A 25,822-nucleotide genomic window follows, 5' to 3' on the forward strand; every position below is an offset into this window, starting at 1 on the left:
ATCCATAGGGTATGTACAGATAATTAATGAGGTTATCGGTTAGCTATCAATGATAATTTCTTGCAGATCATAGAGCGTAATCAGGGTGTTAAGCCGTTCATCAATGCCAGAAAAGCGCAATTTATCCCCTCTCTTTTGCATATGATGCTTAAAACGAACTAAAAGAGCCAACCCGGTAGAATCCACATATTCAAGCTGTGACACATTGATACAGTCGATATCGGCCATTAACTTTTCTTTTTGCTGCCAGAGAGGAAGCAAAGTGTCGCGATCCAAAATACCTTTGAGGATCAATGTTTGCTCTACTTTTTCCCAACTCAAACACTCACTCATCTCACTTTTTCTCTTCCAGAGTAATTGGCTGACGAGCGCTGATTTCAAGCTGCTTGGTTAAGCCATCGATACCTTGCTGACGCAAGATAGCAGCCCATTCACTTTGTTTAGTCGTAATCATACTGACGCCTTCTGCAATCATATCAAATGCCTGCCAGTAACCCGTTTTGCTGTTTTTGCGCCACTGGAAATCAAGACGGACAGGAGGACGGCCATTCGGATCGATAATCGTGACACGAATAGCAATAACATTACTGTCTCCCAACGGCTTTTCAGGGTCAATCTGGTAAATTTGATTATGATACATTGCCAAAGCCTGCCCATAAGCCTGCTCAAGATAGGATTCAAATGCAACAAAATAAGCCTTACGCTGCTCTGGAGTCGTATCTTTATAGTATTTCCCCAGAACCAATGCCCCTGCGTATTTGATATGGACATAAGGCAGTAGTTCCTCTTTCACCACTTTACGCAGATAATCTGGATTTTGACGAATTTGTGATTGGCTGTTTTTCAAACGAGTAAAAGTCTTTTCCGCCGCATCCTGCATCAACTTATAAGGATTCGTCTGATCAACTGCGCTCGCTAATGGCGCAACAACCAGCACCACCACCATTAATAATCTCTTCAACATAATTGGTTCCTCTTAATGATATTCAGTTGCTGGCTAGGGTGTCGATGGATGCTCTGCCCCACTTTGGACATTATCACCACTCTTATACAAGAACTGGCCGATAAGATCCTCAAGTACCATTGCTGATTTGGTATCCTGTACGCGGTCACCCTCTTTCAGGATACGGGTTCCCATGTCGGGATCTTCAAACCCTATATTCAGGGCAATATATTGTTCACCTAATAGGCCAGAAGTACGGATGGAAAGAGAACTGGTATCAGGGATATGGTCATATTGCTTCATAATATCCAGTGCCACTTGCGGCGTATAAGTTTTTTCATCAAGAGAGATAGTTGCAACACGGCCAATCACCACACCACCAATTCTTACCGGTGAACGCACTTTCAGACCACCAATATTGTCAAAAGTTGCGTACAGACGGTAAGTTGGCTGGTTGCCTACCGATTTAATGTCTGCCACTTTTAGGCATAAAAAGACGATTGCAGCCAGTGCAATCAAGACAAAAAATCCAACCCAAATTTCACTTTTCTTGCTTTGCATTGGCTTAGTTCCCAAACATGAGTGCTGTCAGCACAAAATCCAAACCTAAAACGGCTAGCGACGCATGAACCACCGTTCTGGTCGTTGCTCGGCTGATCCCTTCCGAAGTAGGAATCGCATCATAACCATTGAATAAGGCAATCCAAGTCACGGTAATGGCGAAAACGACACTTTTAATAAAACAATTAAGTAAATCTTTCTGCCACTCGATAGCAGACTGCATTGAAGACCAGAAAAAGCCACTGTCAATCCCCTTCCAATCAACACCAACCATCGCACCACCCCAAATACCTACCGCCACAAAAATCAAGGATAATAGCGGCATACTGATAAACCCGGCCCAGAAACGGGGTGCTATCACACGCCGTAATGGATCTACCGCCATCATCTCCAGGCTGGAAATTTGCTCCGTGGCTTTCATCAAACCGATTTCCGCGGTCAGGGCTGATCCTGCTCGACCAGCAAACAATAGTGCAGTGACCACCGGCCCCAATTCACGCAACAGAGATATCGCCACCATCATACCAAGACTGGCTTCTGCGCTATATGTTGTTAGTACCAGATACCCCTGTAGGCCAAGCACCATGCCAATAAACAGCCCTGAAACGATAATAATCAATAATGACCGAACACCCACGCTGTAAAGCTGCTGTCGGAGTAACGGCCATTGTCTGGCGGGTTCTGGCTTGCCAATTATCGCGAGGAAAAGCATAAAACCCGCACGACCAAAAGAGGCAAATACCTCAATGGCCCGTCGGCCAAGTGCCACCAGCACCTGTGTTAACATTAACATCCCATTATCCTAATAACTCAGTTTTATAATCCCCAGCCGGGAAACGGAAAGGTACCGGCCCGTCAGCAATACCATCAAGAAATTGCCGTACTCGTCTATCAGAATTAGAGTGCAACTGCCGAGCAGTACCCTCAGCAATAATCTGTTGTTCAGCAATAATATAAGCGTAATCTGCAATGCTCAGAACTTCCGGTACATCGTGGGAAACAACCACACAGGTAACGCCAAGTGCCTTATTCAGTTCATCAATCAACTTCACCAAAACCCCCATCGTAATCGGATCCTGGCCAACAAAAGGCTCATCAAACATAATCAGATCAGGATCAAGTGCAATGGCACGCGCCAGAGCTGCACGCCTGGCCATACCACCGGAAAGTTCAGAAGGCATCAAATTCGCGGCACCACGTAACCCTACGGCCTCTAATTTCATCATTACCGTGGTCTGTATAATTTCTTCAGGCAGATTCGTATGTTCACGCAGCGGAAAAGCAACGTTCTCAAAGACACTGAGATCCGTGAATAATGCCCCAGATTGAAACAGCATACTCATCTTCTTGCGAGCAGCATACAAGTGAGAACGGGATAAAACAGGAATATTGTCGCCATCAAACCAGATTTCTCCGCGCTCAGGACGTAACTGACCGCCAATCAATCGTAATAGTGTTGTTTTCCCTATCCCAGAAGGCCCCATAATTGCAGTGACTTTTCCTCTAGGCACAACTAAATTAATATCAGCAAAAATCAAACGGTTACCACGGGTAAAATACATACCACGGATCTCGATGAGATTTGCTGTCTGTTGGTTCATTATTGATAGCCCTTAACGGTTAATAAATTGGCTTTAATATTTGGTTCATATATTAATCATATATACTACAAAAAAACTGGAGAATTTTCGCCATTAATGTGATGACAAATTTTACTTTTCTATCCGCCGCCGTCAGAATATACCCCATCTAACTGGGTAGACAATTTTTGTTTAGAAAATCAACCAGCGTTAACATTAATTCGGAATATACCTTAACAAGGGATGCTTCATGCTTCTGACCTTTTCACTTCTCATTACCGGGTTGATTTTACTGGTATATGGTTCCGATAGATTAGTATATGGTGCTGCGATTTTTGCCCGTACTCTGGGGCTGCCTCCATTTATTATTGGTATTACCATTGTTGGCATTGGAACTTCTCTACCCGAATTAATGGTTTCAGTTACTGCAATGCTAGATAGTCAACCTGATATGGCCGTGGGTAATGTTATTGGCTCCAACATTACTAATCTGCTACTAATAACCGGTGCTGCTGCATTTATTCGCCCGATGGAAGTAAAATCAGATATCCTGCGGCAGGAACTGCTGTTGATGCTACTGCTCACCGCCTTTTGTGGTTATTTGATGAGTGATCACTACCTCAGCCGGATGGATGGGTTGGTATTACTCACTTCCGCCATGGTGTATATCTTGCTGATGATAAAAATGGTTGCTCTCCCGCGCCGTGCAGAAACGGATATTTATACGCAAGAACAGGCTGCCGAATTACCGGTCGAAGGCAATAAACACATTGCCCTACTTTGGATTCTATTAGGGTTACTTATTTTACCTATGGCAACTCGTATGGTTATTGATAATGCAACTGTTATTGCCCGCATTTATGGCATCAGTGAATTAGTTATCGGGCTTACTGTACTTGCGGTCGGTACCAGCCTGCCAGAATTAGCAACCTCTATTGCCGCCGCGTTCAAAGGCGAAGATGACATTGCATTCGGGAATATTATAGGTTCGAATATATTCAATATATCAATTGTTTTGGGCCTTCCCGCATTACTCTCACCAGCAGCTATTTCACCTGAATCTTTCCATCGTGACTTTTGGGTAATGATGGTAGCCAGCATAATATTTACTGCATTTTGTCTGGGTCGTAAACACCGATTAAACCGATTTAAAGGTGTCCTGTTATTAAGCTGCTTTATCGCTTATTTTATCGTACTGTTTATTTCCAATTACAACATTGAATAAACACGAATGAGTAGGAAAAAGAAATGCCTAAGATTGATTTTCAGCAAACGGGTAAAAAAGTATTACACATAGAACGTGATGGATTAACAGAACTTGAACAACATATAAACGGAGATTTTGACCGTACCTGTGAACTGATGTTCAACTGCGAAGGTAAAGTGATTGTCATGGGGATGGGCAAATCCGGCCATATCGGGTGTAAAATTGCTGCCACTTTCGCCAGCACCGGTACACCATCCTTTTTCGTTCATCCGGGAGAAGCCAGCCACGGCGACCTCGGCATGATCACACCTAAAGACATTGTTTTAGCTATCTCAAATTCGGGTGAATCCAGTGAAATTTTGTCGCTGATTCCCGCATTAAAACGCCAAAAAATTCCGCTTATCTGCATGACTAACAATTACAACAGTAATATGGGAAAAGCCGCCGATATCCACTTGTGTATCAAAATCCCACAGGAAGCCTGTCCGCTAGGTTTGGCTCCTACAACCAGTACCACTGCAACACTGGTTATGGGTGATGCTTTAGCGGTTGCATTGCTCCAGGCACGCGGCTTTACCGCTGAAGATTTCGCACTATCACATCCAGGCGGCACTCTTGGACGCAAACTTCTGCTACTGGTGAGTGATTTGATGAATACAGGCAATGATATTCCAAAGGTTAATCGTGACGCTTCCTTACGCGAAGCTCTGCTCGAAATCACCCGACAAAAACTGGGTATGACCGTCATTTGCGATGAAAATATGTATATTGATGGTATTTTTACTGATGGTGACTTACGGCGAGTGTTTGATATGGGCGTCGATTTGTACAATGTCAAAATTTCAGATGTTATGACAACAGGTGGTATCCGCATCAAACCGAATGCCCTTGCAGTTGATGCATTGAACTTAATGCAATCACACCATATCACTTCCTTGTTGGTCGCAGAGGAAAATAAATTACTTGGTGTATTACATATGCATGACCTGCTACAAGCGGGTGTGGTGTAACCGGAGAAAATGCCTTAATGAGCCAATTAGTTTATTTGGACACCTGTTATGGTCCAGTTAATAAAGACGTTATTGAAAAAGCCTGTAAAATCCGCTTGCTGATTTGCGATGTTGACGGTGTTATGTCCGATGGTCGGATCTATATGGGCAATAACGGTGAAGAATTAAAAACATTTAATGTTCGAGATGGTTACGGAATTCGCTGCTTAATTACTTCAGGAATCGAAGTCGCTATTATTACCGGCCGTAAAGCAAAATTGCTGGAAGATCGAGCAAATACCTTAGGTATTACACATCTTTACCAAGGACAAAGTGATAAGGTTTTGGCGTACAAAGAATTGTTAGATAAACTGGGATTAAGACCAGAACAGGTTGCTTACATCGGTGATGATCTGATTGATTGGCCGGTCATGGAACAAGTGGGTTTATCTGTCGCCGTGGCAGATGCACATCCATTACTCTTACCAAAAGCGCATTATGTCACCCAAATTGCAGGGGGACACGGGGCGGTAAGGGAACTTTGTGATTTGGTGCTTTTCGCTCAGAATAAGCTAGAAGAGTCCAAAGGATTATCAATATAGTAGGTTGAAGTGAAACGAAAATGGATAGAATCAAATCCTGGTTGGTGATAACTCTGGTATTAATCATCCTGGCGTTAATGGGCTGGAACTTGTCTGATTCAGATGAGACTAAATCATCTTCTGCTACAGATAACAGTCAGCCAACCTATCAAAGTCAGGAAGCCATAACTTTTGTTTATGACCCTACGGGGAAATTGACGTATAAATTGGTCGCTGATGATGTCCAGAATTATGCAGAGTCAAAAATTACCTGGTTTACCAAACCGGTATTAATTACTTATGACTCAAATGCCATTGCTACATGGACAGTTCGTGCTAACAAAGCCAAACTGACTAATGACAAAATGCTCTATCTTTACGGAGACGTACAGGCTGACAGTCTGACTAATACATCACAATTACAACGTATTACTACAGAGAACGCTATCATCAACCTGGTCACTCAGGATGTTTCATCCGACGATCAGGTCACACTGATTGGTGTCGGGCTAAAATCCGTCGGTATGAAAATGCGTGGCAACCTGCGAAACAAAACCGCTGAACTGATTGAAAAGGTTAACACCTACTATGAAATCCAACATGAAAAACAGAATCCGTAATGCTTTTATTGCCAGTGCTATCTTTGCAGTCACTCTTCCCGCCATGGCACTGAAAGATGACACACAGAAACCCATTTCTATCGATTCTGTTAAACAAACCCTTGACATGACAGGGAACACTGCCACATTTACAGAAGATGTGATCGTTAAACAGGGTTCTATCGATATCCGCGCTGACAAAGTTGTTGTGACTCGCCCAGATGGCGATTCTAAGAAAATGGTTATTGAAGCATTTGGTAATCCGGTAACCTTCTATCAACTACAGGACAATGGCAAACCAATCAAGGGCCGCGGTTCCAAAATGCGTTATGAAATGGATAAAGAGCTGGTTACACTCACTGGCAATGCCTATTTGGAACAGTTAGACAGCAATATAAAAGGTGATCGTATCACCTATCTCGTCCCAACTCAGCAGATGGAAGCGTTTAGTGACAAAGGGAAACGAGTGACAACCGTCCTACTACCTTCTCAATTACAAGAAGAAGGCACTGGGGCTAACAACAAGAGTAAATAACGATATATGGCAATACTAAACGCAGAAAACCTGGCAAAAGCTTACAAAGGCCGTAAGGTCGTTGAAAATGTCAGCCTAAACGTGAACTCCGGCGAAATTGTCGGCCTGCTTGGTCCGAACGGTGCAGGGAAAACAACGACTTTCTATATGGTCGTCGGTATCGTTTCACGGGATGCCGGGACAATTACCATTGATAATGAAGATATCAGCCTACTGCCACTTCACGAACGGGCACGCCGTGGTATTGGTTATTTGCCTCAGGAAGCTTCTATTTTCCGCCGTCTAAGCGTCTTCGACAACCTGATGGCGGTATTGGAGATCCGCCAGGATCTGACTCAAGAACAACGAAAAGAGCGTGCCGAAGAGCTGATGGAAGAGTTCCATATCAGCCACCTACGTGACAATCTTGGTCAATCGCTTTCCGGTGGTGAACGTCGCCGCGTCGAAATTGCCAGAGCGCTGGCAGCCAACCCGAAATTTATTTTGCTGGATGAGCCTTTCGCCGGCGTAGATCCGATCTCAGTCATCGATATCAAGAAGATCATTCAGCATTTGAGAGATTATGGACTAGGGGTCCTTATCACAGACCACAATGTCCGTGAAACATTGGATGTATGCGAACGTGCTTATATTGTCAGCCAAGGGCATCTGATTGCTCACGGCACACCTAATGATATTCTTAATAATGAACAGGTGAAGCGCGTTTATTTAGGCGAAGGTTTCCGGCTCTAATTTGGCCAGGAGAATTGATTTAACGCTATGAAGCAAAGTTTGCAACTCAGGCTTAGTCAGCAACTGGCTATGACACCACAGCTCCAACAAGCTATTCGTTTGTTGCAACTTTCTACGCTTGAACTTCAGCAGGAGATACAGCAAGCATTAGAAGCGAACCCTTTGCTTGAACAGGATGAAGACCATCAAGAAATCAACAATCAGGAACTTCCCGATAACGAAACGGAAGCTATGGATACGCTTGATGCCTTGCAACAAAAGGATATGCCAGATGAGTTACCCCTGGATGCCAGTTGGGATGAAATTTACACCGCTGGCACACCTTCCGGGACACGCAACGACTATAACGACGACGAACTGCCACTTTACCAAGGTGAAACCGTTCAAACCCTGCAAGACTATTTGATGTGGCAGGCAGAACTCACCCCTTTTACGGAAACAGATGCAGCAATTGCGACATCAATCATTGATGCCGTAGATGATACAGGCTATCTCACTGTACCCTTAGAAGATATCCTTGCCAGCATTGGTGACGATCAACTCACTCTGGCAGAAGTGGAAGCCGTGCTAAAACAGGTACAACATTTCGATCCTATCGGTGTCGCCGCTCGTGATCTAAAAGAATGTCTACTAGTCCAGCTATCAATGTTTCCGCCAGAAACACCTTATCTAAAAGAGGCAAAACTGATCGTTTGCGAACATCTGGAGCTACTGGGTCATCGGGATTTTCGCAATTTGACCCGCCTAAGTTGCTTGAAAGAAGATACACTAAAAGAGGTCATAAATTTAATCCAGTCACTTGAACCGAAGCCTGGCCTGGCAATAAACACCGGCGAATCAGAATATGTCATCCCCGATGTACTGATTCGAAAAGAGAGTGAACACTGGCAAGTAGAATTGAATACAGATAGTATCCCTCGTTTACACATTAATCAGCATTATGCAGAGCTTGGGCAACATACGCGCAATGAAAGTGACAGTCAGTTTATCCGCAATAATCTACAAGAGGCCAAGTGGCTTATCAAAAGCCTGGAAAGCCGAAATGATACTCTGCTGAAAGTTACGCGCTGCATTGTAGAGCAGCAACAGGAATTTTTTGAACATGGTGAAGAATATATGAAACCTATGGTTTTGGCAGACATTGCTTTCCAGGTTGATATGCATGAATCCACCATTTCCAGGGTGACTACCCAGAAATTCCTGCACAGCCCACGTGGTATTTTTGAATTGAAGTATTTTTTCTCCAGTCATGTCAATACAGAAAGTGGAGGCGAAGCCTCTTCAACTGCAATACGGGCTTTGGTGAAAAAACTGGTAGCAGCGGAGAACCCCGCCAAACCATTAAGTGACAGCAAACTGACGAGCATGCTAGCCGATCAAGGCATCATGGTTGCCCGACGGACTGTCGCAAAATATCGAGAGTCGTTATCCATTCCGCCATCAAGCCAACGTAAGCGTCTGGTTTGAAATGAACAGAGAAGGAAGACAATATGCAACTCAAAATAACCGGCCACAATATTGAAATTACTGATGCATTACGCGAGATTATCACTGCAAAATGCAGCAAACTGGATCAATATTTCGATAGGATCAACCTGACTCAGGTAATCCTCCGAGTGGAAAAGGTACAACAAATCGCCGAAGCTACTGTACACATTAACGGAGGTGAGTTGCACGCATCATCAGAACATGAAGATATGTATGCAGCAATTGATGGACTGGTCGATAAACTAGCGCGTCAATTAACCAAACATAAAGACAAACTGAGACATCATTGACAGTTATTTAACAAAGAATGTAGTAACCACAGCGGAGTTTTGCTGTAAAACAGTGTGCAAATACAGGGTGCCACAGATAACCTATGGCATCCTGTATCAATAAGCACCTAAGTGAATAGGAAAATGAATAATCAAGCAGATTTACTACTAAGCTCTGTGCTTTCCCTAGCATGTACGCGTAATAATGTACATTGTTCGAGCAAAAAACGGGCTTTAGAGATTATCAGTGAGCTAGCATCTAAGCAGCTTAAGTTACCAGAAAATGTCGTATTCGAAGCAATATTAACCCGAGAAAAAGTAGGTACTACCGGAATTGGCAGTGGTATTGCTATCCCTCACGGTAAGCTGGATGAAGAAAGCTCAGATCAAGCGGTTGGCGTTTTCCTAAATCTGAAACAACCTATTGCTTTCGATGCCATTGATAATCAACCAGTCGATTTGCTGTTTGCTTTACTGGTTCCAAACGATCAATGCCAAACACACCTACACACATTGTCATTGATTGCCAAACGTCTTGCAGATAAAAATTTCTGCCGTCGTTTAAGATCGGCACAAAGTGATGAAGAACTATACGCAATTATCACTGAATAACTGTTGCAATGCATGGATAGCAATAGATAAGAGTGGCTCATAATAACCACTAAGAAATTAAGGGGAGTCGCCTCATGGTGCTGATGATAGTCAGTGGCCGTTCCGGTTCAGGTAAATCCGTTGCCTTACGCGCACTGGAAGATATGGGTTTTTATTGTGTAGACAACTTGCCGGTAGTATTATTACCGGAATTAGCAAATACGCTAGCTGACCGCGATATTTCTGCTGCGGTTAGTATTGATGTAAGAAACATGCCGGAATCACCTGAAGTTTTCGAAGAAGCCCTGACTAAACTACCAGCGAGTTTCTCACCACAATTACTATTCCTTGATGCTGAACGTAATACGTTGATCCGCCGTTATAGCGACACCCGCCGTCTGCATCCGCTATCAAGCAAAAATCTTTCTCTGGAAAGCGCGATTGATCAAGAAAGTGATCTGCTGGAGCCCCTTCGTTCAAGAGCTGACCTGATTATCGACACTTCCGAAATGTCAGTCCATGAATTGGCTGAGATGCTAAGAACGCGTCTGCTAGGCAAACGGGAACGTGAGTTGACAATGGTCTTTGAATCTTTCGGCTTCAAACATGGCATTCCAATTGATGCCGACTATGTTTTTGACGTACGTTTCCTGCCAAACCCACACTGGGACCCCAAATTACGGCCAATGACCGGTCTTGATCGCCCCGTAGCCGCTTTCCTCGACCGTCATACGGAAGTGCATAACTTCATCTATCAAACCCGCAGTTATCTTGAACTCTGGCTACCTATGCTTGAAACCAATAACCGCAGCTACCTGACCGTGGCTATTGGCTGTACCGGCGGTAAACACCGTTCTGTTTATGTGGCAGAACAGTTGGCCGATTATTTTCGCTCCAGAGGAAAAAACGTACAGTCGCGCCACCGTACTCTCGAAAAGCGAAAATAATGACTGTCAAGCAAAGACTTGAAATCAAAAATCGGCTGGGAATGCACGCCCGGCCGGCAATGAAACTGTATGATCTAGTACAGCTCTTTGAATCTCATGTTATTTTACGCAATGATAGCCATGTTGAAGCCGAGGCCAGCAGTGTAATTGCTATACTGATGCTGGATTCAGAAAAAGGCAGCTATATTGAAGTTGAAGCCAGTGGCCCAGATGAAGAACAGGCTCTTGCAGCTATTATTGATCTATTTAATTCGGGATTTGACGAAGAATAACGTCGCTCACTCACCTGTGGATTATCATATCCTTCACTGTTTTCATTAGCAGCACAAAACAGTTCGTGATCATGATCTCTTTATTTTCCAGTAAGAACAGCCTACTATCAGGTTAATCATTTTAAATAACACCCCCCTCCTCATGGTGCGGGGTGTTATTTTGTATTGGAATCCATTTGGAGTGTGGTATGACTAAACCAGCAATTATCATCAACGAATTAGACGCAGAACGTTTAGATTCCCTGTTGGAACAGCCAGCGTTTGCAGATACTAGTATCGCTGACGCTTTGAATGAGGAGCTGGATCGTGCAGAGATTGTACCGCCAGCAGAAATTCCATCAGATGTTGTGACGATGAACAGCCGGGTTCGTTTTATTGACCTGACAAGCAATGAAGAGCGGGTACGTACTTTAGTTTATCCAGCGTCACTGCAAGACAGTTCAGACCAGCTTTCTGTTATGGCTCCTTTAGGCGCTGCGTTATTGGGCCTTCGTATCGGTGACGAAATCAGTTGGGAATTGCCAAACGGCGAAGAAACCCGAGTCAAAGTATTAGAATTACTTTACCAACCAGAAGCTGCGGGTGAGCTCCACCGTTAATTCAGCCAGCCCATTTGATCCGGGCTGACTAAAGTAATCGGAAACGAGTATCTCTTATTGACCAGCGATACTCATTTCCGGCAGTAATACCGAACCACATTGGATATTACTGCGAGTTTCAATATCATTCCCAATAGTGACCATATTGGCCCACATATCTTTCAGATTACCCGCAATAGTAATCTCGCTGACAGGATACTGAATCTCACCATTTTCTACCCAGAAACCGGCTGCACCACGGGAATAGTCACCGGTTACTGCACTAACACCCTGCCCCATCAGTTCAGTAACCACTAATCCTGTTCCCATCTGACGTAGTAAACCAGCAAAATCCTCACCTTGCCCTGCAATGCACCAGTTATGGATCCCACCAGCATGTCCTGTACTTGCCATTCCCAATTTACGAGCAGAATAATTTGTCAGAAGCCAGGTCTGTAATACGCCATCTTTAATAATATCCCTGCTACTGGTGCACACACCCTCGCTATCAAATGGAGAAGATGCCAACCCTGCCAGCAAATGTGGACGCTCTTCAATCGTCAGCCATGATGGCAGGATTTGTTTACCCAGATGATCAAGCAGGAAAGAAGATTTACGGTAAATACTGCTACCACTAATAGCACCAACCAAATGTCCGAAAAGACCCGTTGCAACTTCCGCAGCAAACAGCACAGGCGCCCTCATGGTCGGTAATTTACGCGGAGATAAACGGGATAACACACGGCGAGCACACTCATGCCCAACCCACTCCGGCGATTTTAAATCTTCAATACGACGACTAATGGTATAAGAATAATCCCGTTCCATATCGCCATTAAATTCAGCAATCACACAACTCGACATCGAATGACGACTAGAGCAATAGCTTTGCAACATACCGTGACTGTTGCCAAACACCCGGATACCATAATGGCTGTTAAAACTACCGCCCTCAGTATTGGTAATACGTTTATCTGCCTGTAATGCCGTTTGTTCCGCACGAGCAGCCAGTTCAATTGCTTTATCAGTATCCAATTCTGTTGGGTGGAACAAATCAAGATCCGGCGCATCAAACGCCAGTAATTCTTTATCCGCCGGACCAGCACAGGGATCCTGAGAAGTATAACGGGCAATATCGATAGCAGCCTGGACAGTACGGGCAATAGCATCCGGACTTAAATCTGTTGATGATGCACTCCCTTTACGTTGCTGATGGTATACGGTGATCCCTAGCGCACCATCACTATTAAATTCTACATTTTCTATTTCACCAAAGCGGGTACTGACACCAATACCCGTTGTTTTATTAACAGCAACTTCCGCGGCATCACAACCTTCGGTTGCCAGTTCTAATGCCTGTGAAACTGCATTTTCCAGTTGTTTGCGTTGTTCCGCGATTTGATCAGTGATTTTCATTAATTACCCGTAATTTGATGAATAAAGGGAAAATCTGTCAGGAAAATAGAACCATTTTATCCACAAAAGTAATGCCGAGTGGTAATCAGGCGTTTTTCCCAGTTACAATACCCAATATTAGGATGTTAACACCCACCGGGCTACAGGTCATGTTCCAAAAATCAACCTGCCAGATCCGGCCTTTTTAAAAGGAAAACTACCATGGCAAAGCAGCCTGAAGATTGGCTCAATGATTATCCTGCTGAAGAGGAAGAAGAAGAGATAATTTGGGTCAGTAAAAGCGAAATTAAACGTGATGCCGAGGCATTGAAAAAGCTGGGGGCAGAATTGGTTGATCTCAGCAAAAATGCGCTTGAACGCATTCCGTTGGATGAGGATCTGCTGGCAGCCATTGAACTTGCACAGAAGATAAAAAGAGAAGGGCGCCGTCGCCAATTACAATTAATTGGTAAAATGCTGCGTGCCCGGGATGTCGAGCCTATTACCACGGCAATTGATAAACTGAAAAATCGTCACAATCAGCAAATCATTTTGTTCCATAAGTTGGAAGAATTACGTGATAAATTGATTGATGGCAATGATGATGTTATTGATGACGTTGTGGAATTATTCCCACAAACCGATCGCCAGCAATTGCGCACGCTGATCCGCAATGCGAAAAAAGAAAAGGCGGCTAATAAGCCACCTAAATCTTATCGTCAGATTTTTCAGTATCTTAAAGATATGGCCGAATCAGCCTAACTATCTAAAACATACAAGACGCTAATTCTGTTAGGGGAAAATTTTAAAGCTTAAGTTCCCCTTCCAGCGCCTTTTCCGCTTCTTCAAACAGCCAAAAATCAGGCTGTTCCTCCAACGGTCAAGTTGTCCAGTTTCAAAGTAGGCTGACCAACACCAACAGGTACGCTCTGGCCCTCTTTGCCACAAACCCCAACACCTTTATCCAGTTCAAGATCGTTTCCTACCATAGAGATCTGCTGCATAGCCTCAATACCGGAACCGATAAGGGTCGCACCTTTCACCGGCTTGGTAATCTTGCCATTCTCAATCAGATAAGCTTCAGATGTCGAGAACACGAATTTACCGGAAGTGATATCCACTTGACCACCGCCAAAATTTGGCGCATATAAACCATTTTCCACACTACCGATGATCTCTTCCGGTGTGGAATGACCTGCCAGCAAATAGGTGTTAGTCATACGAGGCATGGGCAGATGGGCATACGATTCACGGCGGCCATTGCCCGTCGGCGCAACTCCCATCAAACGCGCATTCATTTTGTCCTGCATGTAACCTTTCAAAATGCCATTCTCAATCAATACATTGTATTGCCCAGGAACACCTTCATCATCAATTGCCAATGAGCCACGGCGACCTTTTATCGTGCCATCGTCAACCACCGTACAAAGTTCAGACGCAACCTTCTTACCAATCTGACCAGAGAATACGGAGGTACCACGGCGGTTAAAATCGCCTTCCAACCCATGACCAACAGCTTCATGCAACAACACTCCCGGCCAACCTGCCCCTAGAACAACCGGCATGGTACCAGCGGGTGCAGCAACAGCGGAAAGGTTCACCAGTGCCATACGAACAGCTTCACGCGCAAATTGTTCTGCACGGATCTGACCACTAACCACTTCCAGAAAATATTCATAACCGTAACGGCCACCACCACCGCTAGAACCATGTTCACGTTTGCCGTTATCTTCCACCAGTACCGTGACAGATAAGCGAACGAGAGGACGAATATCAGCCGCCAAGGTCCCATCGGTTGCCGCGACCAATACCTGTTCGTAGACCCCTGTCAGGCTGGCATTCACTTCCTGCACTCTCGGATCTTCGGCACGAGCAACCTGATCCACTCGGTGCAATAACGCAATCTTCTCTTCACGGGAGAAACTTCGCAGCGGATCAATTGCTGCATAAAGCTGAGAATAGTTCACTTCGCCAAAGGTATGGACTTTACCATTCCCTTTTTCATGGACGATGCTACGGGCAGCCTGTGCACTTTGTTGCAACGCATTCAACGTGATCTGGTCTGCATAAGCAAAACCCGTTTTTTCACCACTGATTGCCCTAACGCCAACCCCTTGATCAATATTATAGGAACCATCCTTAATAATCCGATCTTCCAGCACCCAAGATTCATGGTAACTGGACTGAAAATAGAGATCGGCATAATCCAGCCGACGTTCAGCCAGTTGACCGAGTACTGAAAACAGATCTTGATGGCTTAATTTATTTGCAGCCAGTAAGTGTTCACTGACAGAAGTTAAACTCATAATTGCTACTCTTTAATTTGCGGTATTTTTTCAATCAAGGAAGTCAACTGCGGCCGGAAGCGGTTATGTTTCACCACTTTCATCTGCTCACGCATAATCTTCAAGCTATCTGCCCTGACATTCAGTTGTAGTGCACTGACTGCATCGGGGTTTTTCTTAATCACTTTCCCCCAACCATCCACTGCCATTGAGTGACCCCACGTCTGACGGGTTCCATGTACACCAACCTGAGCTGGCGCTAACAGAATACACTGGTTCTCAATAGCGCGAGCCCGTAACAGTGGCTCCCAGTGAGCTTTTCCCGTTAAACGAGTAAATGCCGCGGGAACAGATATCAACTCAGCACCTTGCTCACGTAGCGCCTGAAATAACCCTGGGAAGCGCAGATCATAACATATGGTCATTCCGAGACGACCAACAGGTGTATCTACAACGGTAATATGTTCCCCGCGCTGGAAAACAGATGATTCATTATATGATCCATGTTCATCATTAATATTGACATCAAACATATGGATTTTGTCGTAACGTGCGCGAATCTTACCCTGATCATCAAACAATAGACTACTACTGGTAAGTCGTTCAGGATTTTCACGACTGATAAGCGGCATGGAACCGATTAATAACCAAACACCATAACGGCGGGCAATCTCACTGACAGCTTGCTGCAAAGGCCCATGATCCTGCTGTTCCGCATGCCTATGATAGCTATCAGCACTAGCAAACAACAATGCATTTTCCGGGGTCATGACAAACTTGACAGTATCTGGCAACTGCTTAATTTGTTGTTCGATTTGCGCCAAATTATGTTTGATATTCTCACCGCTACATAACTGCAAGAGTGCAACATTAACGTTTCTCATGTTCCTCTATTCTCCTTAAGTTGACGCAGAACTTCATCAATTTTCGGTTGTTCAAGATTACCAGTAATCCGGTAACGAATAACGGATATCTTATTCCATAACGGCCCCAAAGCCTTGGTCGCCGCGAATAATGCAGCACCCGCCATCGGATTGATGACAAAAGCCGTCGCTACCCCCACAGTAGCAGAAATCTCCGGCGTAACGATGGCTTCTATGTTGATCTGTTGGCGAACAAGATCGATCTCACCTTTCGTTATCACATCGGCAATCAACCCATCGACCCGTAAGTTTTCAGTCTTGAGTATCCCATTTTTTACTGAAACATCACCACGAATGGAATCAAATTCAAAATCCTGACTAAAGGTATCGCTGAAATCGAGCTGTAATTTACGCAACAAAGCATCAAAACTGACTAATTTTAGTAATTGGCTAGCACTTCCCCCACCCAATTTTTCAATAGCACCTTTGCCTAAGTCGCTTTTAAGATTGCCATTCAGCGTCTGGAAATTGGGTTTCCACGGCGTATCCCACCAATTAAAATCAAAACGGAAGGTAAACGGTGAATTAACAATCGGTACAACTATACCAAGGTAAGATGCCATCTCATCAAACTTTTCACCAGAAAATTGCCCCATAATACGCGTATTATTCCCTACAGCCCCTTCTTGCCAACGACCTGCCAAATTTAGTTTACTGACACTGTTTTCTACTATCCCATCTCTTAATACCAACGAATTACCTTCTGGAATCAGGGAACCAGACACCTTCCCAAGCTTCAATCCCATAATCCAACATTCAGAACAGATGATGTCTAATGAAGGCCATTGGTTCAACGAATAACGCAGAGTTGTACCTGCCTGAGATTGCTTAGGTAAATCTGATTCAGCTTGCTGAGAGCTATGTTGCAGAGGACTATTTTGTAGAGGACTATTTTGTAGAGGACTATAGTAAAGATGGCTCAAATTCATTTGCCAAGGGCCACTATTACGGATATTAAGTTTACCGTTGACTTCCCGACTATTAGCCGTGATCAACGTTCCCCAAGGCTGTTTTTCCACATCCAACGATAACTGATTCCAACGTTGCCCCCCCGCATCCAGTGATGGAAGTGATATATGCAGATGCAGTGGCAACATTGACATTCCTGCCGATGAAGAACCAGAAGTCAGAGGCGCAATCAGCCCTAACCACTCTTCCCCCTCAATTGCCGGAAGATTTAATTCCAATAGGGATTTTTCAGGTAAGTCAGGAATGTTGTTACTGTTACTTTGTAAAATTCCCCGTGACAGTTGAGTGCTTCTCCCAGCCAAACGCCATTGAGTATTAAATGCATACTGTTTATCCAGAGTGCCTTTTACTTGCAACTGCTCCATATCACCATCAGCCAGAATATGAAGAGCACGCGGTTCATCCACTTTCAGAGCAGATAAATAACTATCCACTTGTGATAAATCAACGTCGATTTTCATATCATATTGAGGCTTGCCCTGAAACGGCAAACTGATACCGATCTTACCTTCCCAATCAACAGAGCCAGAAAACGCTTTAGCAATCGCCGGTGAAAATTTAGATAATTTTGCAACAGCCCAACGCGCATTCAGACCAACATTTACTCGGTAGTTTTTGGGTAAACTTTTAGTAGAAAAATCAACCGTAACAGGCTGTCCAAGCCATTGGGCCGATAATTTGCCGCTTTGTAAATTACCATTATCAAAGCGAAACCGGCCACTCACATTTTTCATTTCGCTATCTAGAGGCTTAATCAACAAGTGATTATTTTTTAAAGTCACCTCACCACGGACATCCACATTGCCACCATTGAGTGGAATATCCAAATGCAAATTACCAGCGACCTGACCACCAACCTGCAATGTATCCAGCGTTTCACCAACAGAATTTGCTAACGGGCTACGGGTAAAATATTCATGAATATGTTTGCCATCTCCCAGAAGATCAGTATCGATTAATAATTTCTTGTTACGATAATTAGAAATTACGGCTGAAAGATTATTCGCTTTCACTTTACCAAGTGCCGTTTGCGGAGCAAGCATCCATAAACCGTTATTCTGGAAATTAAGATCAATATTGAGATCCAGCAATGCCGGCCAGTTTAGTTGGTACTGAAAAGTCGCATGACGCAATGGAGCAAAAATTTGAAACTGGCCATTATTCTTTGCAAATGGGAAATCTTTTGGATTGCCTTGAAAAACAAAAGTCGCGTTTTCTATCTGCCCTTTAATAATTGAAGCGGTTAGATAGTCAGTCAGAGATGTCCCCATCAAAGGTTCTGGAAAATATCTCCAGGCATCACCTGCATCATAAACCCGTATTCCCGCCAGAATACTCAACGCAGGAGGTTGTTCTTTGGGCTGTTGATAACGAAAATCACCATTGACCCACAATGATTTCGCCTGCAAATCCAATCCTTGACTCCAAAGTTGTAAGCCTCGTTCATCTTGCCGCCAGAGTATTTCGCCATGACTTTGGGATATCTCAAACGGTGCCAGGAACATATCTCGATAATCAACGACACTGTCCTTCAATGCAAAACTCAGTTTGCCTTGTCGCAAGCTACCATTAAAAGAACCAGAGAAATTATCAATAGAAGGCAATTCCTGCCAACGCCGCCAACTGACATTCCGCCATTGCATACTGATTCGGGAATCATCGGCCATTTTAGGTGTAATATCGATAGCAAGATACTTTACCAATCCTTGTGGCTGACGATGCGGCCAATCCTTCACAAAATCAGGCGTCAAAAAAGAAAAAGTCGGTAAAATGCTACTTAGCCGTTCAAGTTGAATGTTTTTTGCTCGGATACGCCAATGATCATGACCATCAGCTCTCTTGGCTTCCGGCAGATAGAGCACGGATACTTTTCCCGACGGCCATTGCTGACCATCAGTGATCAAATTTGCCAGCTCAGGTGCATCAAACAGCCAACCACCCTCTTGGCGACGCATCCGTAACACCAAATCACTGACAGAAAGGTTGTGGGATTTGTTAGCAACTTTCCAATTAGCTTTTCCCTGACGGAGTTGCAGTTGACCGCCATCAATCCGACCATCTTTCAGCATAATCCAGCTAGACAAACTAAATTCAGCATCTTTCAGCCCAGTATTATCCTGCAACCAATGACTCAACCACGGATGCATATCAACATTATCTGCCTGCAAATAAATAGTGCCGTTATCCAATACGCCATTAGTGTCATGCAAATCAAATTTAACTTGTATATCCCCATGCTGATTATTGATCGAAGAGAGACTAATTTTCCCTTGAGCACGGTGACGATTATCTTTATTCAGCCAAGTTAATTGTGGTAACAGAAGATCAGCGCGTTCACCAGAGGGAGTAAGAAAAGTAAAACGGCTATCTTGCAGATTAAAATGATCAAATTGCTCCAGAAACAGATCAGAAAATAGATCCGATTGGGAAAACATATTACCACTTTGATCATTAAACAGCGGTTGATAATAATCTACTTGTAACTGATAAAAAGTAAGATCACGGAAATTCCAACGCATTCTTAGTAAAGACAACCAGATATCCAATGCAACCGTGATCTTTTTGGCTTTCATATCTGCATTTGCAGTTTTTACACTGATATCACGTAATTCAAAAACAGGCCCGAAAGATTCCCATTCTCCTGCAATATATCCAGCATCAATAGGTACACCAATAATTGACTCAACTTTAGCGAATAATTGTGGACGGTAATCATTAATATGTGGCAGTAGAAAACGTAGTCCACTAACAAGCAAAGCCACAATGATAATGACTATTGCGGCTGTCGCTAATAATACTCCCGGCAGTCGCCTCACACGCATCTCCTTGGTTGCCAATGCTGTTATGTCAGCAAATCAGATGGTTACATCATAACTACGTCAAATTGTTCCTGACTGTAGAGCTGTTCTGTCTGAACTTTTACCTGTTTGCCGACAAAAATTTCCACTTCCGCCAGTGCATGAGACTCCTCCCCTTTCAGCGCTTCGGTCACTGCTGGTGAGGCATAAATAAGGAAACGATCTGCGTCAACGGCCCGGTGCACACGCACAATTTCACGCATAATCTCATAACAGACAGTTTCAACAGATTTCACGGTTCCCCTTCCCTTGCAAGTAGGGCAATCGTCGCAAAGTATATGTTCTATACTCTCACGAGTCCGCTTACGGGTCATTTCCACCAGCCCGAGTTGTGAAAAACCATTAATCGTGGTTTTAACACGATCTTTACTCAGCACCTGCTCAAGAGAAGCCAATACCCGTCGGCGATGCTCCTCGCTATGCATATCGATAAAATCGATAATAATAATACCCCCTAGATTACGCAGCCTTAATTGTCTGGCAATAGCTTGCGTCGCCTCAATATTGGTATTAAAAATAGTTTCTTCCAAATTGCGATGGCCGACAAATGCGCCGGTATTAATATCAATTGTGGTCATCGCTTCAGTTTGGTCAATAATCAAATAACCACCTGATTTTAATTCAACTTTGCGATCAAGTGCTCGCTGAATTTCATTTTCTACATCAAACAGATCGAAAATAGGCTGACTACCGTTATAAAGTTCCAATCTGGCTGTCATTTTAGGAATATATTCGCGAATAAACTCCTGTAACTGAGTAAACGTCAAACGAGAATCCACACGAATACGATCAAGGGCTGCTCCGGCGAAATCACGCAAAATACGATGGGCCAAAGCCAATTCGCCATAAAGTTTATTTTTAGTGACATTGCGCTTTTTACGCTCCATCACCTTACTCCACAATCGTTTCAAGAAAGCCGCATCCTGAGCTAATTCTTCGTCACCAACGCCCTCGGCTGCCGTCCTAATAATGAAACCACCATGTTCATCACAATAGTCAGCAACAATATTTTTCAGACGATTACGCTCTTCTTCACTTTCGATACGTTGTGAAACTCCAACATGAGATGCGCCGGGCATAAATACCAGATAGCGGGAAGGTAAGGTAATATCGGTAGTTAGCCGAGCGCCTTTGGTGCCAAGGGGATCTTTCACTACCTGAACCATTAAATCTTGTCCCTGGCGAACCAACTCAGCAATATCTTTGACATGAAAGTTCTTTTGCTCCTCACCGGCAATACATTCCGTATGAGGCACAATATCTGAGGCATGAAGAAAAGCGGCTTTTTCCAGCCCAATATCAACAAAAGCAGCCTGCATTCCTGGTAATACCCGACTTACACGGCCTTTATAAATATTGCCGACAATTCCCCTTTTGGCTTCCCTTTCAATATGGATTTCTTGCAAAATCCCACCATCAATGTAGGCAACGCGCGTTTCGGATGGTGTGATGTTGACTAATAACTCTGCTGTCATGTGTTCCTCTTTCCATCAACTAACGCAAAAAACTTTGTGATTAATTCATGCGTTTCCACCAAGGGCAGACCAACAACTGAGTGATAACTCCCATTCAGTGTTTTAACAAAGCAACCCGCTTTTCCCTGAATACCATAAGCACCCGCTTTGTCCATCGGCTCACCGGTTGCTACATAATCCAAAATTTCCTGCGAGGATAATTGGCGAAAGGTTACATCTGTAACGACTATATCACTTAAGGTACGCTGACTATCTGATAAGGCAATAGCCGTAATCACCTGATGACACTGACCGGAAAGTGCACTGAGCATTTCAACAGCATGTTGTTCACTGTGCGGTTTTTCCAGAATCTTACCATTCAATACAACAACAGTATCCGCTCCCAACACCAGAAAATCCTCTGGTACAATAGCCACTCCCGCTAGAGATTTATCTTTTGCTAATCGGCTAACATACTGACGCGGAGTTTCACCCTCTTGCCATTGCTCCTTTACCTGAGGAGAAAGAATTTCAAATTTAAAGTCCAATAATTCAACCAGCTCACGCCGCCTTGGTGAGCCGGAAGCCAGATAAAGGGTTTTCATGATGATATCGTCCTTACTACTACCTATCTCATTAGGCTATTTCATTTGCCATTTTGAACCTGGAGCAGAGCTTAATCCTCACGTACTCTAAGTACGCTCTGGTTATACACACTACTCGTATCCTCAAGTTATAGGAAAGAATGGCCTGCATCAGTAATGCCTACTGGAATAAGCTCTGTTAAAAACCGCGATCCGACCACTAATGCACATTAAACTGACGACGGATTTTTCGCATTAACAGGAACAACCACGGCCAAAGAATACCATTGACCAAACTGTTCCAGAATACTTCTGGATGAAAAGCAACGTTTGATAACAAAAATTCTGCCCAAAAAACGCTGAGATCCATCAGTACCGATAAAGCAATGACAACCAAAGCCTGCTGCCAAAGTGCCATATTGCGAAGTAATTGAAACTTAAATGACACCAAATAACTCACAAGGCTGTAAGCCAAAGCGTTAACACCCAGTGTCGCTCCCTGAATCAAATCTACGATGATCCCCAATACAAAACCGGTACCAACACTGACTCTATGCGGTAACGCCATCACCCAATAAATCAACAATAGTGCCGACCAAGTTGGCCGATACATATAAATTTGCTCCGGCCACGGCATAATTTGCAGCACCATTGCAACCAAGAAAGATAACCAAATGATCCAACGCCCATGACTCCGGTATTGATTCATTAACGATTTCCCGAATTTATAAATTTAGCAGACGTTATTGTCGATTCAGCATCTTTCACTCTTTCTGTTGTCTTGGTTGCTTCATCAGAAACAGACGATGGTGCTGGTGGTCCCATTTCATTTGCATATGGCAATACCTGAGGCATCATTTGCATTAAACGTTCGTTGGCTACACGATAAACCTCTGATGGAGGCAATGGTTCGGATGGATTATTATCCGCCCCCCACAACAACAACAAATAACGCAAACGTTGTAATTCTGCCGTTGGCCGAGCATGAATCACAGTATAGGCCCGCTGATTATCGACTTTAACTGACGAAACTACAGCAACTGGGTAACCTTCCGGGAAACGACCACCTAACCCAGAAGTCACCAACACATCCCCAACCCGGATATCCGTGTTGCTTGGTAATAACTCAAACTGCAAATCATCAGTACAACCTGCACCAGCAATAATAGCCCTGATATCATTACGTAAGACCTGGATTGGTAAAGCATGAGTCGTATCACAAATCAGTAATACCCGGCTAGTAAACTGACTGACAGCAACAACCTGACCAACAATACCTTTATCACTGATAACAGGTTGCCCTTCATAAACACCTTCTCTTGATCCCTTATCAATGACGACCTGATCACTATAAGGATTAGTCCTACCGGAGATCACCTGCGTCACCATCATGTGTTCATCCTGACGTAAAGGTGATCCCAATAGCTCACGCAAGCGGGAATTTTCCTGTTTAAGTTGGCCTAACAACAGCATATTGCTATTTTTCATCAATAATTCTTGGCGTAAAGCACGATTTTCCAATCGAAGTTGTTCACGGGAGGCAAGGGTTTCTGACACACCATCAAGCACTTGACGCGGGCCATTGGCGAGAAAATAAAATGGACTGACTACCGTATCCATATAATTACGAACTTTACTGAGAGCATCAAGGCGGCTGTCTGCCACAACCAAAGCAATGGCAACAATAACAGCAAAGAAAAGTCGTAATTGCAGGGAAGGCCCTCTGCTAAAAATTGGCTTCATAAGCTGCGCTATTCCAAACTGTACTGTTTCATAAACAATGGAATTCCCAAACAGCAATCGCAAGGAGGTCTGAGCTGCCCGTCATTCCCCCCTCACTTGCAAGTTAACACTCACTCCTCACTGAAGAGTTCACCGCCATGCATGTCGATCATTTCAAGTGCTTTTCCGCCACCACGAGCAACACACGTCAGTGGATCTTCCGCAACAATGACAGGAATACCCGTTTCCTCTATCAGTAAACGGTCAAGATTGCGCAATAATGCACCACCCCCAGTCAAGATCATGCCTCGTTCTGAAATATCAGAAGCCAATTCTGGTGGACACTGCTCAAGAGCGACCATGACAGCACTGACAATACCCGTTAAAGGCTCTTGCAGAGCTTCAAGAATTTCGTTGGAATTAAGCGTGAAGCCACGTGGCACACCTTCAGCCAAGTTACGACCACGAACTTCAATCTCCAACATCTCATCGCCAGGATAAGCAGAACCGATCGTGTGCTTAATACGCTCAGCCGTTGCTTCACCAATCAGTGAACCATAATTACGACGAACGTAATTGATAATAGCCTCATCAAAGCGATCACCACCGATACGTACAGAAGATGAATAAACAACCCCGTTCAAAGAGATAACCGCCACTTCCGTAGTGCCACCCCCAATATCCACAACCATTGAGCCCGTGGCTTCAGAAACAGGCAGGCCAGCACCAATCGCCGCAGCCATAGGTTCTTCAATCAAAAACACTTCACGAGCGCCAGCACTGAGTGCGGATTCACGGATTGCCCGACGCTCAACCTGAGTTGCTCCAACCGGTACACAAACCAAAACTCGCGGGCTTGGACGCATGAAACTATTGCTATGAACTTGCTTAATAAAGTGTTGCAGCATCTTCTCAGTAACATAAAAATCGGCAATCACCCCATCTTTCATCGGACGAATTGCAGCAATATTACCCGGAGTTCGACCCAGCATTTGCTTTGCTTCCTGCCCAACGGCAGCAACACTTTTCGATGAACCAGCACGATCCTGACGGATTGCGACAACAGAAGGTTCATTCAATACAATACCCTGACCTTTGACATAAATAAGGGTATTGGCGGTACCCAAGTCAATAGACAAGTCGTTGGAAAACATGCCACGAAATTTTTTAAACATAGCGAAAGGATAATCCTGCAAGCTGGGGACGGAACGAAACCCGTCTACTCTACCAACCACATGAAGCAGCGACAAGGCGCACAAGCACCTGCTTCAATAAAAAAGTGGCTACGTTATTCATATCAACAACGCAATATTCTACGTTACTTCTCCCAAACGGAGCAGAAAAAAACTGCATAAAAATGGGTTAATTTTACCAATTGTTCCATAACGAAATGCAAAAACCACCTGATTTTGCATAATTCAACATTATGGTGCTACTGGATGGTGCCACTGGTATCGTACCAGCTAAATTCACTGCTGCTTTTTGACCAGTAGCTATTCCGGTAAGTTCACATCAGACCCATACCTCTGCTCACGATTACCAATACTTAACTACAAGTACGTGGTCTGTGTAGTAAGCAAATTAATGATGTAATAAACTGCGATTAAAATACAATACTTTCTGCTAAAAAAATAATAAAAAACAGAATTTTCTGAAATAGAGCGCCATATGCAACTAAGCTGGAATATGACAACAAGACTACAGGTAAAAATGCGAATAAACTCTGTTTTATAATCCACCAACACTTTATTTTTTCTTAT

Annotated in this window: 27 protein-coding genes; 13 read left to right on the forward strand and 14 right to left on the reverse strand. The window is 44.0% G+C overall.

The window, feature by feature from the left end; all coding sequences use genetic code 11:
* Positions 1-39: 39 nt before the first annotated feature.
* From mlaB to mlaF, 5 genes are read right to left on the reverse strand one after another with little or no spacing between them, the layout of a single operon-like run.
* The gene (mlaB, locus tag D3222_RS07370; RefSeq protein ID WP_118985581.1) at positions 40-333 is read right to left on the reverse strand and encodes a lipid asymmetry maintenance protein MlaB; all 294 of its coding nucleotides are present in this window, start codon (positions 331-333) and stop codon (positions 40-42) included.
* A gap of 1 nt (position 334) precedes the next feature.
* Entirely contained in the window at positions 335-964 is a 630-nt protein-coding gene (gene mlaC, locus D3222_RS07375) for a phospholipid-binding protein MlaC (RefSeq protein ID WP_118985582.1), read from the reverse strand.
* Positions 965-997: 33 nt separating this feature from the next.
* A complete protein-coding gene (mlaD, locus tag D3222_RS07380) occupies positions 998-1,504 on the reverse strand; it encodes an outer membrane lipid asymmetry maintenance protein MlaD (protein ID WP_118985583.1) in 507 nt (168 codons plus the stop codon).
* A 4-nt stretch (positions 1,505-1,508) separates the two neighbouring features.
* Positions 1,509-2,291 (reverse strand): lipid asymmetry maintenance ABC transporter permease subunit MlaE, encoded by a 783-nt coding sequence (gene mlaE / locus D3222_RS07385; protein WP_118985665.1) that lies wholly within the window; start codon positions 2,289-2,291, stop codon positions 1,509-1,511.
* Between the two features lie 10 nt (positions 2,292-2,301).
* Positions 2,302-3,105 carry a phospholipid ABC transporter ATP-binding protein MlaF gene (gene mlaF, locus D3222_RS07390; RefSeq protein ID WP_118985584.1) on the reverse strand — a complete coding sequence of 268 codons (804 nt, stop codon included), beginning with the start codon at positions 3,103-3,105 and terminating at the stop codon, positions 2,302-2,304.
* 229 nt (positions 3,106-3,334) lie between these two features.
* On the opposite strand from mlaF, the gene D3222_RS07395 reads away from it, so the two are divergent.
* The 12 genes from D3222_RS07395 to rnk all read left to right on the forward strand — a co-directional run bounded on the left by D3222_RS07395 (position 3,335) and on the right by rnk (position 11,893).
* Positions 3,335-4,309, forward strand: a complete 975-nt coding sequence (locus D3222_RS07395) for a calcium/sodium antiporter (protein WP_118985585.1) — start codon at positions 3,335-3,337, stop codon at positions 4,307-4,309.
* A gap of 23 nt (positions 4,310-4,332) precedes the next feature.
* Positions 4,333-5,301, forward strand: a complete 969-nt coding sequence (gene kdsD / locus D3222_RS07400) for an arabinose-5-phosphate isomerase KdsD (protein WP_118985586.1) — start codon at positions 4,333-4,335, stop codon at positions 5,299-5,301.
* Positions 5,302-5,318: 17 nt separating this feature from the next.
* A complete protein-coding gene (gene kdsC / locus D3222_RS07405) occupies positions 5,319-5,882 on the forward strand; it encodes a 3-deoxy-manno-octulosonate-8-phosphatase KdsC (RefSeq protein ID WP_118985587.1) in 564 nt (187 codons plus the stop codon).
* A 20-nt stretch (positions 5,883-5,902) separates the two neighbouring features.
* Positions 5,903-6,481 carry an LPS export ABC transporter periplasmic protein LptC gene (lptC, locus tag D3222_RS07410; protein WP_118985588.1) on the forward strand — a complete coding sequence of 193 codons (579 nt, stop codon included), beginning with the start codon at positions 5,903-5,905 and terminating at the stop codon, positions 6,479-6,481.
* Positions 6,462-6,995 carry a lipopolysaccharide ABC transporter substrate-binding protein LptA gene (lptA, locus tag D3222_RS07415; protein WP_118985589.1) on the forward strand — a complete coding sequence of 178 codons (534 nt, stop codon included), beginning with the start codon at positions 6,462-6,464 and terminating at the stop codon, positions 6,993-6,995. The genes lptC and lptA overlap by 20 nt, the downstream gene beginning before the upstream one ends.
* A 6-nt stretch (positions 6,996-7,001) precedes the next feature.
* A complete protein-coding gene (gene lptB, locus D3222_RS07420; protein ID WP_118985590.1) occupies positions 7,002-7,727 on the forward strand; it encodes an LPS export ABC transporter ATP-binding protein in 726 nt (241 codons plus the stop codon).
* A gap of 27 nt (positions 7,728-7,754) precedes the next feature.
* A complete protein-coding gene (gene rpoN / locus D3222_RS07425) occupies positions 7,755-9,194 on the forward strand; it encodes an RNA polymerase factor sigma-54 (protein WP_118985591.1) in 1,440 nt (479 codons plus the stop codon).
* Between the two features lie 23 nt (positions 9,195-9,217).
* Positions 9,218-9,505 (forward strand): ribosome hibernation promoting factor, encoded by a 288-nt coding sequence (hpf, locus tag D3222_RS07430; RefSeq protein ID WP_118985592.1) that lies wholly within the window; start codon positions 9,218-9,220, stop codon positions 9,503-9,505.
* Between the two features lie 123 nt (positions 9,506-9,628).
* Positions 9,629-10,096 (forward strand): PTS IIA-like nitrogen regulatory protein PtsN, encoded by a 468-nt coding sequence (gene ptsN / locus D3222_RS07435; RefSeq protein WP_118985593.1) that lies wholly within the window; start codon positions 9,629-9,631, stop codon positions 10,094-10,096.
* Positions 10,097-10,170: 74 nt separating this feature from the next.
* On the forward strand, positions 10,171-11,022 hold the full coding sequence (gene rapZ, locus D3222_RS07440; RefSeq protein ID WP_011148173.1) for an RNase adapter RapZ: 852 nt from the start codon (positions 10,171-10,173) through the stop codon (positions 11,020-11,022).
* Entirely contained in the window at positions 11,022-11,294 is a 273-nt protein-coding gene (gene npr / locus D3222_RS07445; protein ID WP_118985594.1) for a PTS phosphocarrier protein NPr, read from the forward strand. Before rapZ ends, npr begins: the two co-directional genes overlap by 1 nt.
* Before the next feature lie 188 nt (positions 11,295-11,482).
* On the forward strand, positions 11,483-11,893 hold the full coding sequence (gene rnk / locus D3222_RS07450; RefSeq protein WP_112879249.1) for a nucleoside diphosphate kinase regulator: 411 nt from the start codon (positions 11,483-11,485) through the stop codon (positions 11,891-11,893).
* A 54-nt stretch (positions 11,894-11,947) separates the two neighbouring features.
* On the opposite strand, the gene pmbA is transcribed toward rnk, so the two are convergent.
* Entirely contained in the window at positions 11,948-13,288 is a 1,341-nt protein-coding gene (pmbA, locus tag D3222_RS07455; RefSeq protein WP_118985595.1) for a metalloprotease PmbA, read from the reverse strand.
* A gap of 201 nt (positions 13,289-13,489) precedes the next feature.
* Here pmbA and yjgA point away from each other — a divergent pair, with 201 nt between their 5' ends.
* A complete protein-coding gene (yjgA, locus tag D3222_RS07460; RefSeq protein WP_118985596.1) occupies positions 13,490-14,029 on the forward strand; it encodes a ribosome biogenesis factor YjgA in 540 nt (179 codons plus the stop codon).
* Positions 14,030-14,127: 98 nt separating this feature from the next.
* On the opposite strand, the gene tldD is transcribed toward yjgA, so the two are convergent.
* The 8 genes from tldD to mreB all read right to left on the reverse strand — a co-directional run bounded on the left by tldD (position 14,128) and on the right by mreB (position 25,237).
* The gene (tldD, locus tag D3222_RS07465) at positions 14,128-15,573 is read right to left on the reverse strand and encodes a metalloprotease TldD (RefSeq protein WP_118985597.1); all 1,446 of its coding nucleotides are present in this window, start codon (positions 15,571-15,573) and stop codon (positions 14,128-14,130) included.
* 5 nt (positions 15,574-15,578) lie between these two features.
* Entirely contained in the window at positions 15,579-16,436 is an 858-nt protein-coding gene (gene nit1 / locus D3222_RS07470) for a deaminated glutathione amidase (protein WP_118985598.1), read from the reverse strand.
* The gene (yhdP, locus tag D3222_RS07475) at positions 16,433-20,260 is read right to left on the reverse strand and encodes an AsmA2 domain-containing protein YhdP (RefSeq protein ID WP_198672766.1); all 3,828 of its coding nucleotides are present in this window, start codon (positions 20,258-20,260) and stop codon (positions 16,433-16,435) included. Before yhdP ends, nit1 begins: the two co-directional genes overlap by 4 nt.
* 47 nt (positions 20,261-20,307) lie before the next feature.
* Positions 20,308-21,777 (reverse strand): ribonuclease G, encoded by a 1,470-nt coding sequence (gene rng, locus D3222_RS07480; RefSeq protein ID WP_118985600.1) that lies wholly within the window; start codon positions 21,775-21,777, stop codon positions 20,308-20,310.
* Positions 21,774-22,361, reverse strand: coding sequence for a Maf family protein (locus tag D3222_RS07485; protein ID WP_118985601.1), 588 nt, complete (start codon positions 22,359-22,361; stop codon positions 21,774-21,776). The genes rng and D3222_RS07485 overlap by 4 nt, the downstream gene beginning before the upstream one ends.
* Before the next feature lie 199 nt (positions 22,362-22,560).
* Complete coding sequence (mreD, locus tag D3222_RS07490) at positions 22,561-23,049, reverse strand: rod shape-determining protein MreD (RefSeq protein WP_118985602.1); 489 nt, start codon at positions 23,047-23,049, stop codon at positions 22,561-22,563.
* Complete coding sequence (gene mreC / locus D3222_RS07495) at positions 23,049-24,083, reverse strand: rod shape-determining protein MreC (RefSeq protein WP_118985666.1); 1,035 nt, start codon at positions 24,081-24,083, stop codon at positions 23,049-23,051. Before mreC ends, mreD begins: the two co-directional genes overlap by 1 nt.
* Positions 24,084-24,193: 110 nt before the next feature.
* Entirely contained in the window at positions 24,194-25,237 is a 1,044-nt protein-coding gene (gene mreB / locus D3222_RS07500) for a rod shape-determining protein MreB (RefSeq protein WP_011148194.1), read from the reverse strand.
* Between the last annotated feature and the right edge of the window lie 585 nt (positions 25,238-25,822).

This window comes from Photorhabdus sp. CRCIA-P01, assembly GCF_003545805.1.
In the GTDB taxonomy this organism is placed as follows: Bacteria; Pseudomonadota; Gammaproteobacteria; order Enterobacterales; family Enterobacteriaceae; genus Photorhabdus; species Photorhabdus antumapuensis.

Coding starts and splice junctions, on each gene's coding strand:
- D3222_RS07395 (WP_118985585.1), top strand. CDS start 3,335: ATGCTTCTGACCTTTTCACTTCTCATTACCGGGTTGATTTTACTGGTA.
- kdsC (WP_118985587.1), top strand. CDS start 5,319: ATGAGCCAATTAGTTTATTTGGACACCTGTTATGGTCCAGTTAATAAA.
- nit1 (WP_118985598.1), bottom strand. CDS start 16,436: ATGAGAAACGTTAATGTTGCACTCTTGCAGTTATGTAGCGGTGAGAAT.
- mlaF (WP_118985584.1), bottom strand. CDS start 3,105: ATGAACCAACAGACAGCAAATCTCATCGAGATCCGTGGTATGTATTTT.
- mreB (WP_011148194.1), bottom strand. CDS start 25,237: ATGTTTAAAAAATTTCGTGGCATGTTTTCCAACGACTTGTCTATTGAC.
- D3222_RS07485 (WP_118985601.1), bottom strand. CDS start 22,361: ATGAAAACCCTTTATCTGGCTTCCGGCTCACCAAGGCGGCGTGAGCTG.
- lptA (WP_118985589.1), top strand. CDS start 6,462: ATGAAAAACAGAATCCGTAATGCTTTTATTGCCAGTGCTATCTTTGCA.
- lptB (WP_118985590.1), top strand. CDS start 7,002: ATGGCAATACTAAACGCAGAAAACCTGGCAAAAGCTTACAAAGGCCGT.
- yjgA (WP_118985596.1), top strand. CDS start 13,490: ATGGCAAAGCAGCCTGAAGATTGGCTCAATGATTATCCTGCTGAAGAG.
- rnk (WP_112879249.1), top strand. CDS start 11,483: ATGACTAAACCAGCAATTATCATCAACGAATTAGACGCAGAACGTTTA.
- npr (WP_118985594.1), top strand. CDS start 11,022: ATGACTGTCAAGCAAAGACTTGAAATCAAAAATCGGCTGGGAATGCAC.
- lptC (WP_118985588.1), top strand. CDS start 5,903: ATGGATAGAATCAAATCCTGGTTGGTGATAACTCTGGTATTAATCATC.
- mreD (WP_118985602.1), bottom strand. CDS start 23,049: ATGAATCAATACCGGAGTCATGGGCGTTGGATCATTTGGTTATCTTTC.
- hpf (WP_118985592.1), top strand. CDS start 9,218: ATGCAACTCAAAATAACCGGCCACAATATTGAAATTACTGATGCATTA.
- tldD (WP_118985597.1), bottom strand. CDS start 15,573: ATGAGTTTAACTTCTGTCAGTGAACACTTACTGGCTGCAAATAAATTA.
- mlaD (WP_118985583.1), bottom strand. CDS start 1,504: ATGCAAAGCAAGAAAAGTGAAATTTGGGTTGGATTTTTTGTCTTGATT.
- ptsN (WP_118985593.1), top strand. CDS start 9,629: ATGAATAATCAAGCAGATTTACTACTAAGCTCTGTGCTTTCCCTAGCA.
- mlaB (WP_118985581.1), bottom strand. CDS start 333: ATGAGTGAGTGTTTGAGTTGGGAAAAAGTAGAGCAAACATTGATCCTC.
- rpoN (WP_118985591.1), top strand. CDS start 7,755: ATGAAGCAAAGTTTGCAACTCAGGCTTAGTCAGCAACTGGCTATGACA.
- mlaE (WP_118985665.1), bottom strand. CDS start 2,291: ATGTTAACACAGGTGCTGGTGGCACTTGGCCGACGGGCCATTGAGGTA.
- mlaC (WP_118985582.1), bottom strand. CDS start 964: ATGTTGAAGAGATTATTAATGGTGGTGGTGCTGGTTGTTGCGCCATTA.
- rng (WP_118985600.1), bottom strand. CDS start 21,777: ATGACAGCAGAGTTATTAGTCAACATCACACCATCCGAAACGCGCGTT.
- kdsD (WP_118985586.1), top strand. CDS start 4,333: ATGCCTAAGATTGATTTTCAGCAAACGGGTAAAAAAGTATTACACATA.
- pmbA (WP_118985595.1), bottom strand. CDS start 13,288: ATGAAAATCACTGATCAAATCGCGGAACAACGCAAACAACTGGAAAAT.
- rapZ (WP_011148173.1), top strand. CDS start 10,171: ATGGTGCTGATGATAGTCAGTGGCCGTTCCGGTTCAGGTAAATCCGTT.
- mreC (WP_118985666.1), bottom strand. CDS start 24,083: ATGAAGCCAATTTTTAGCAGAGGGCCTTCCCTGCAATTACGACTTTTC.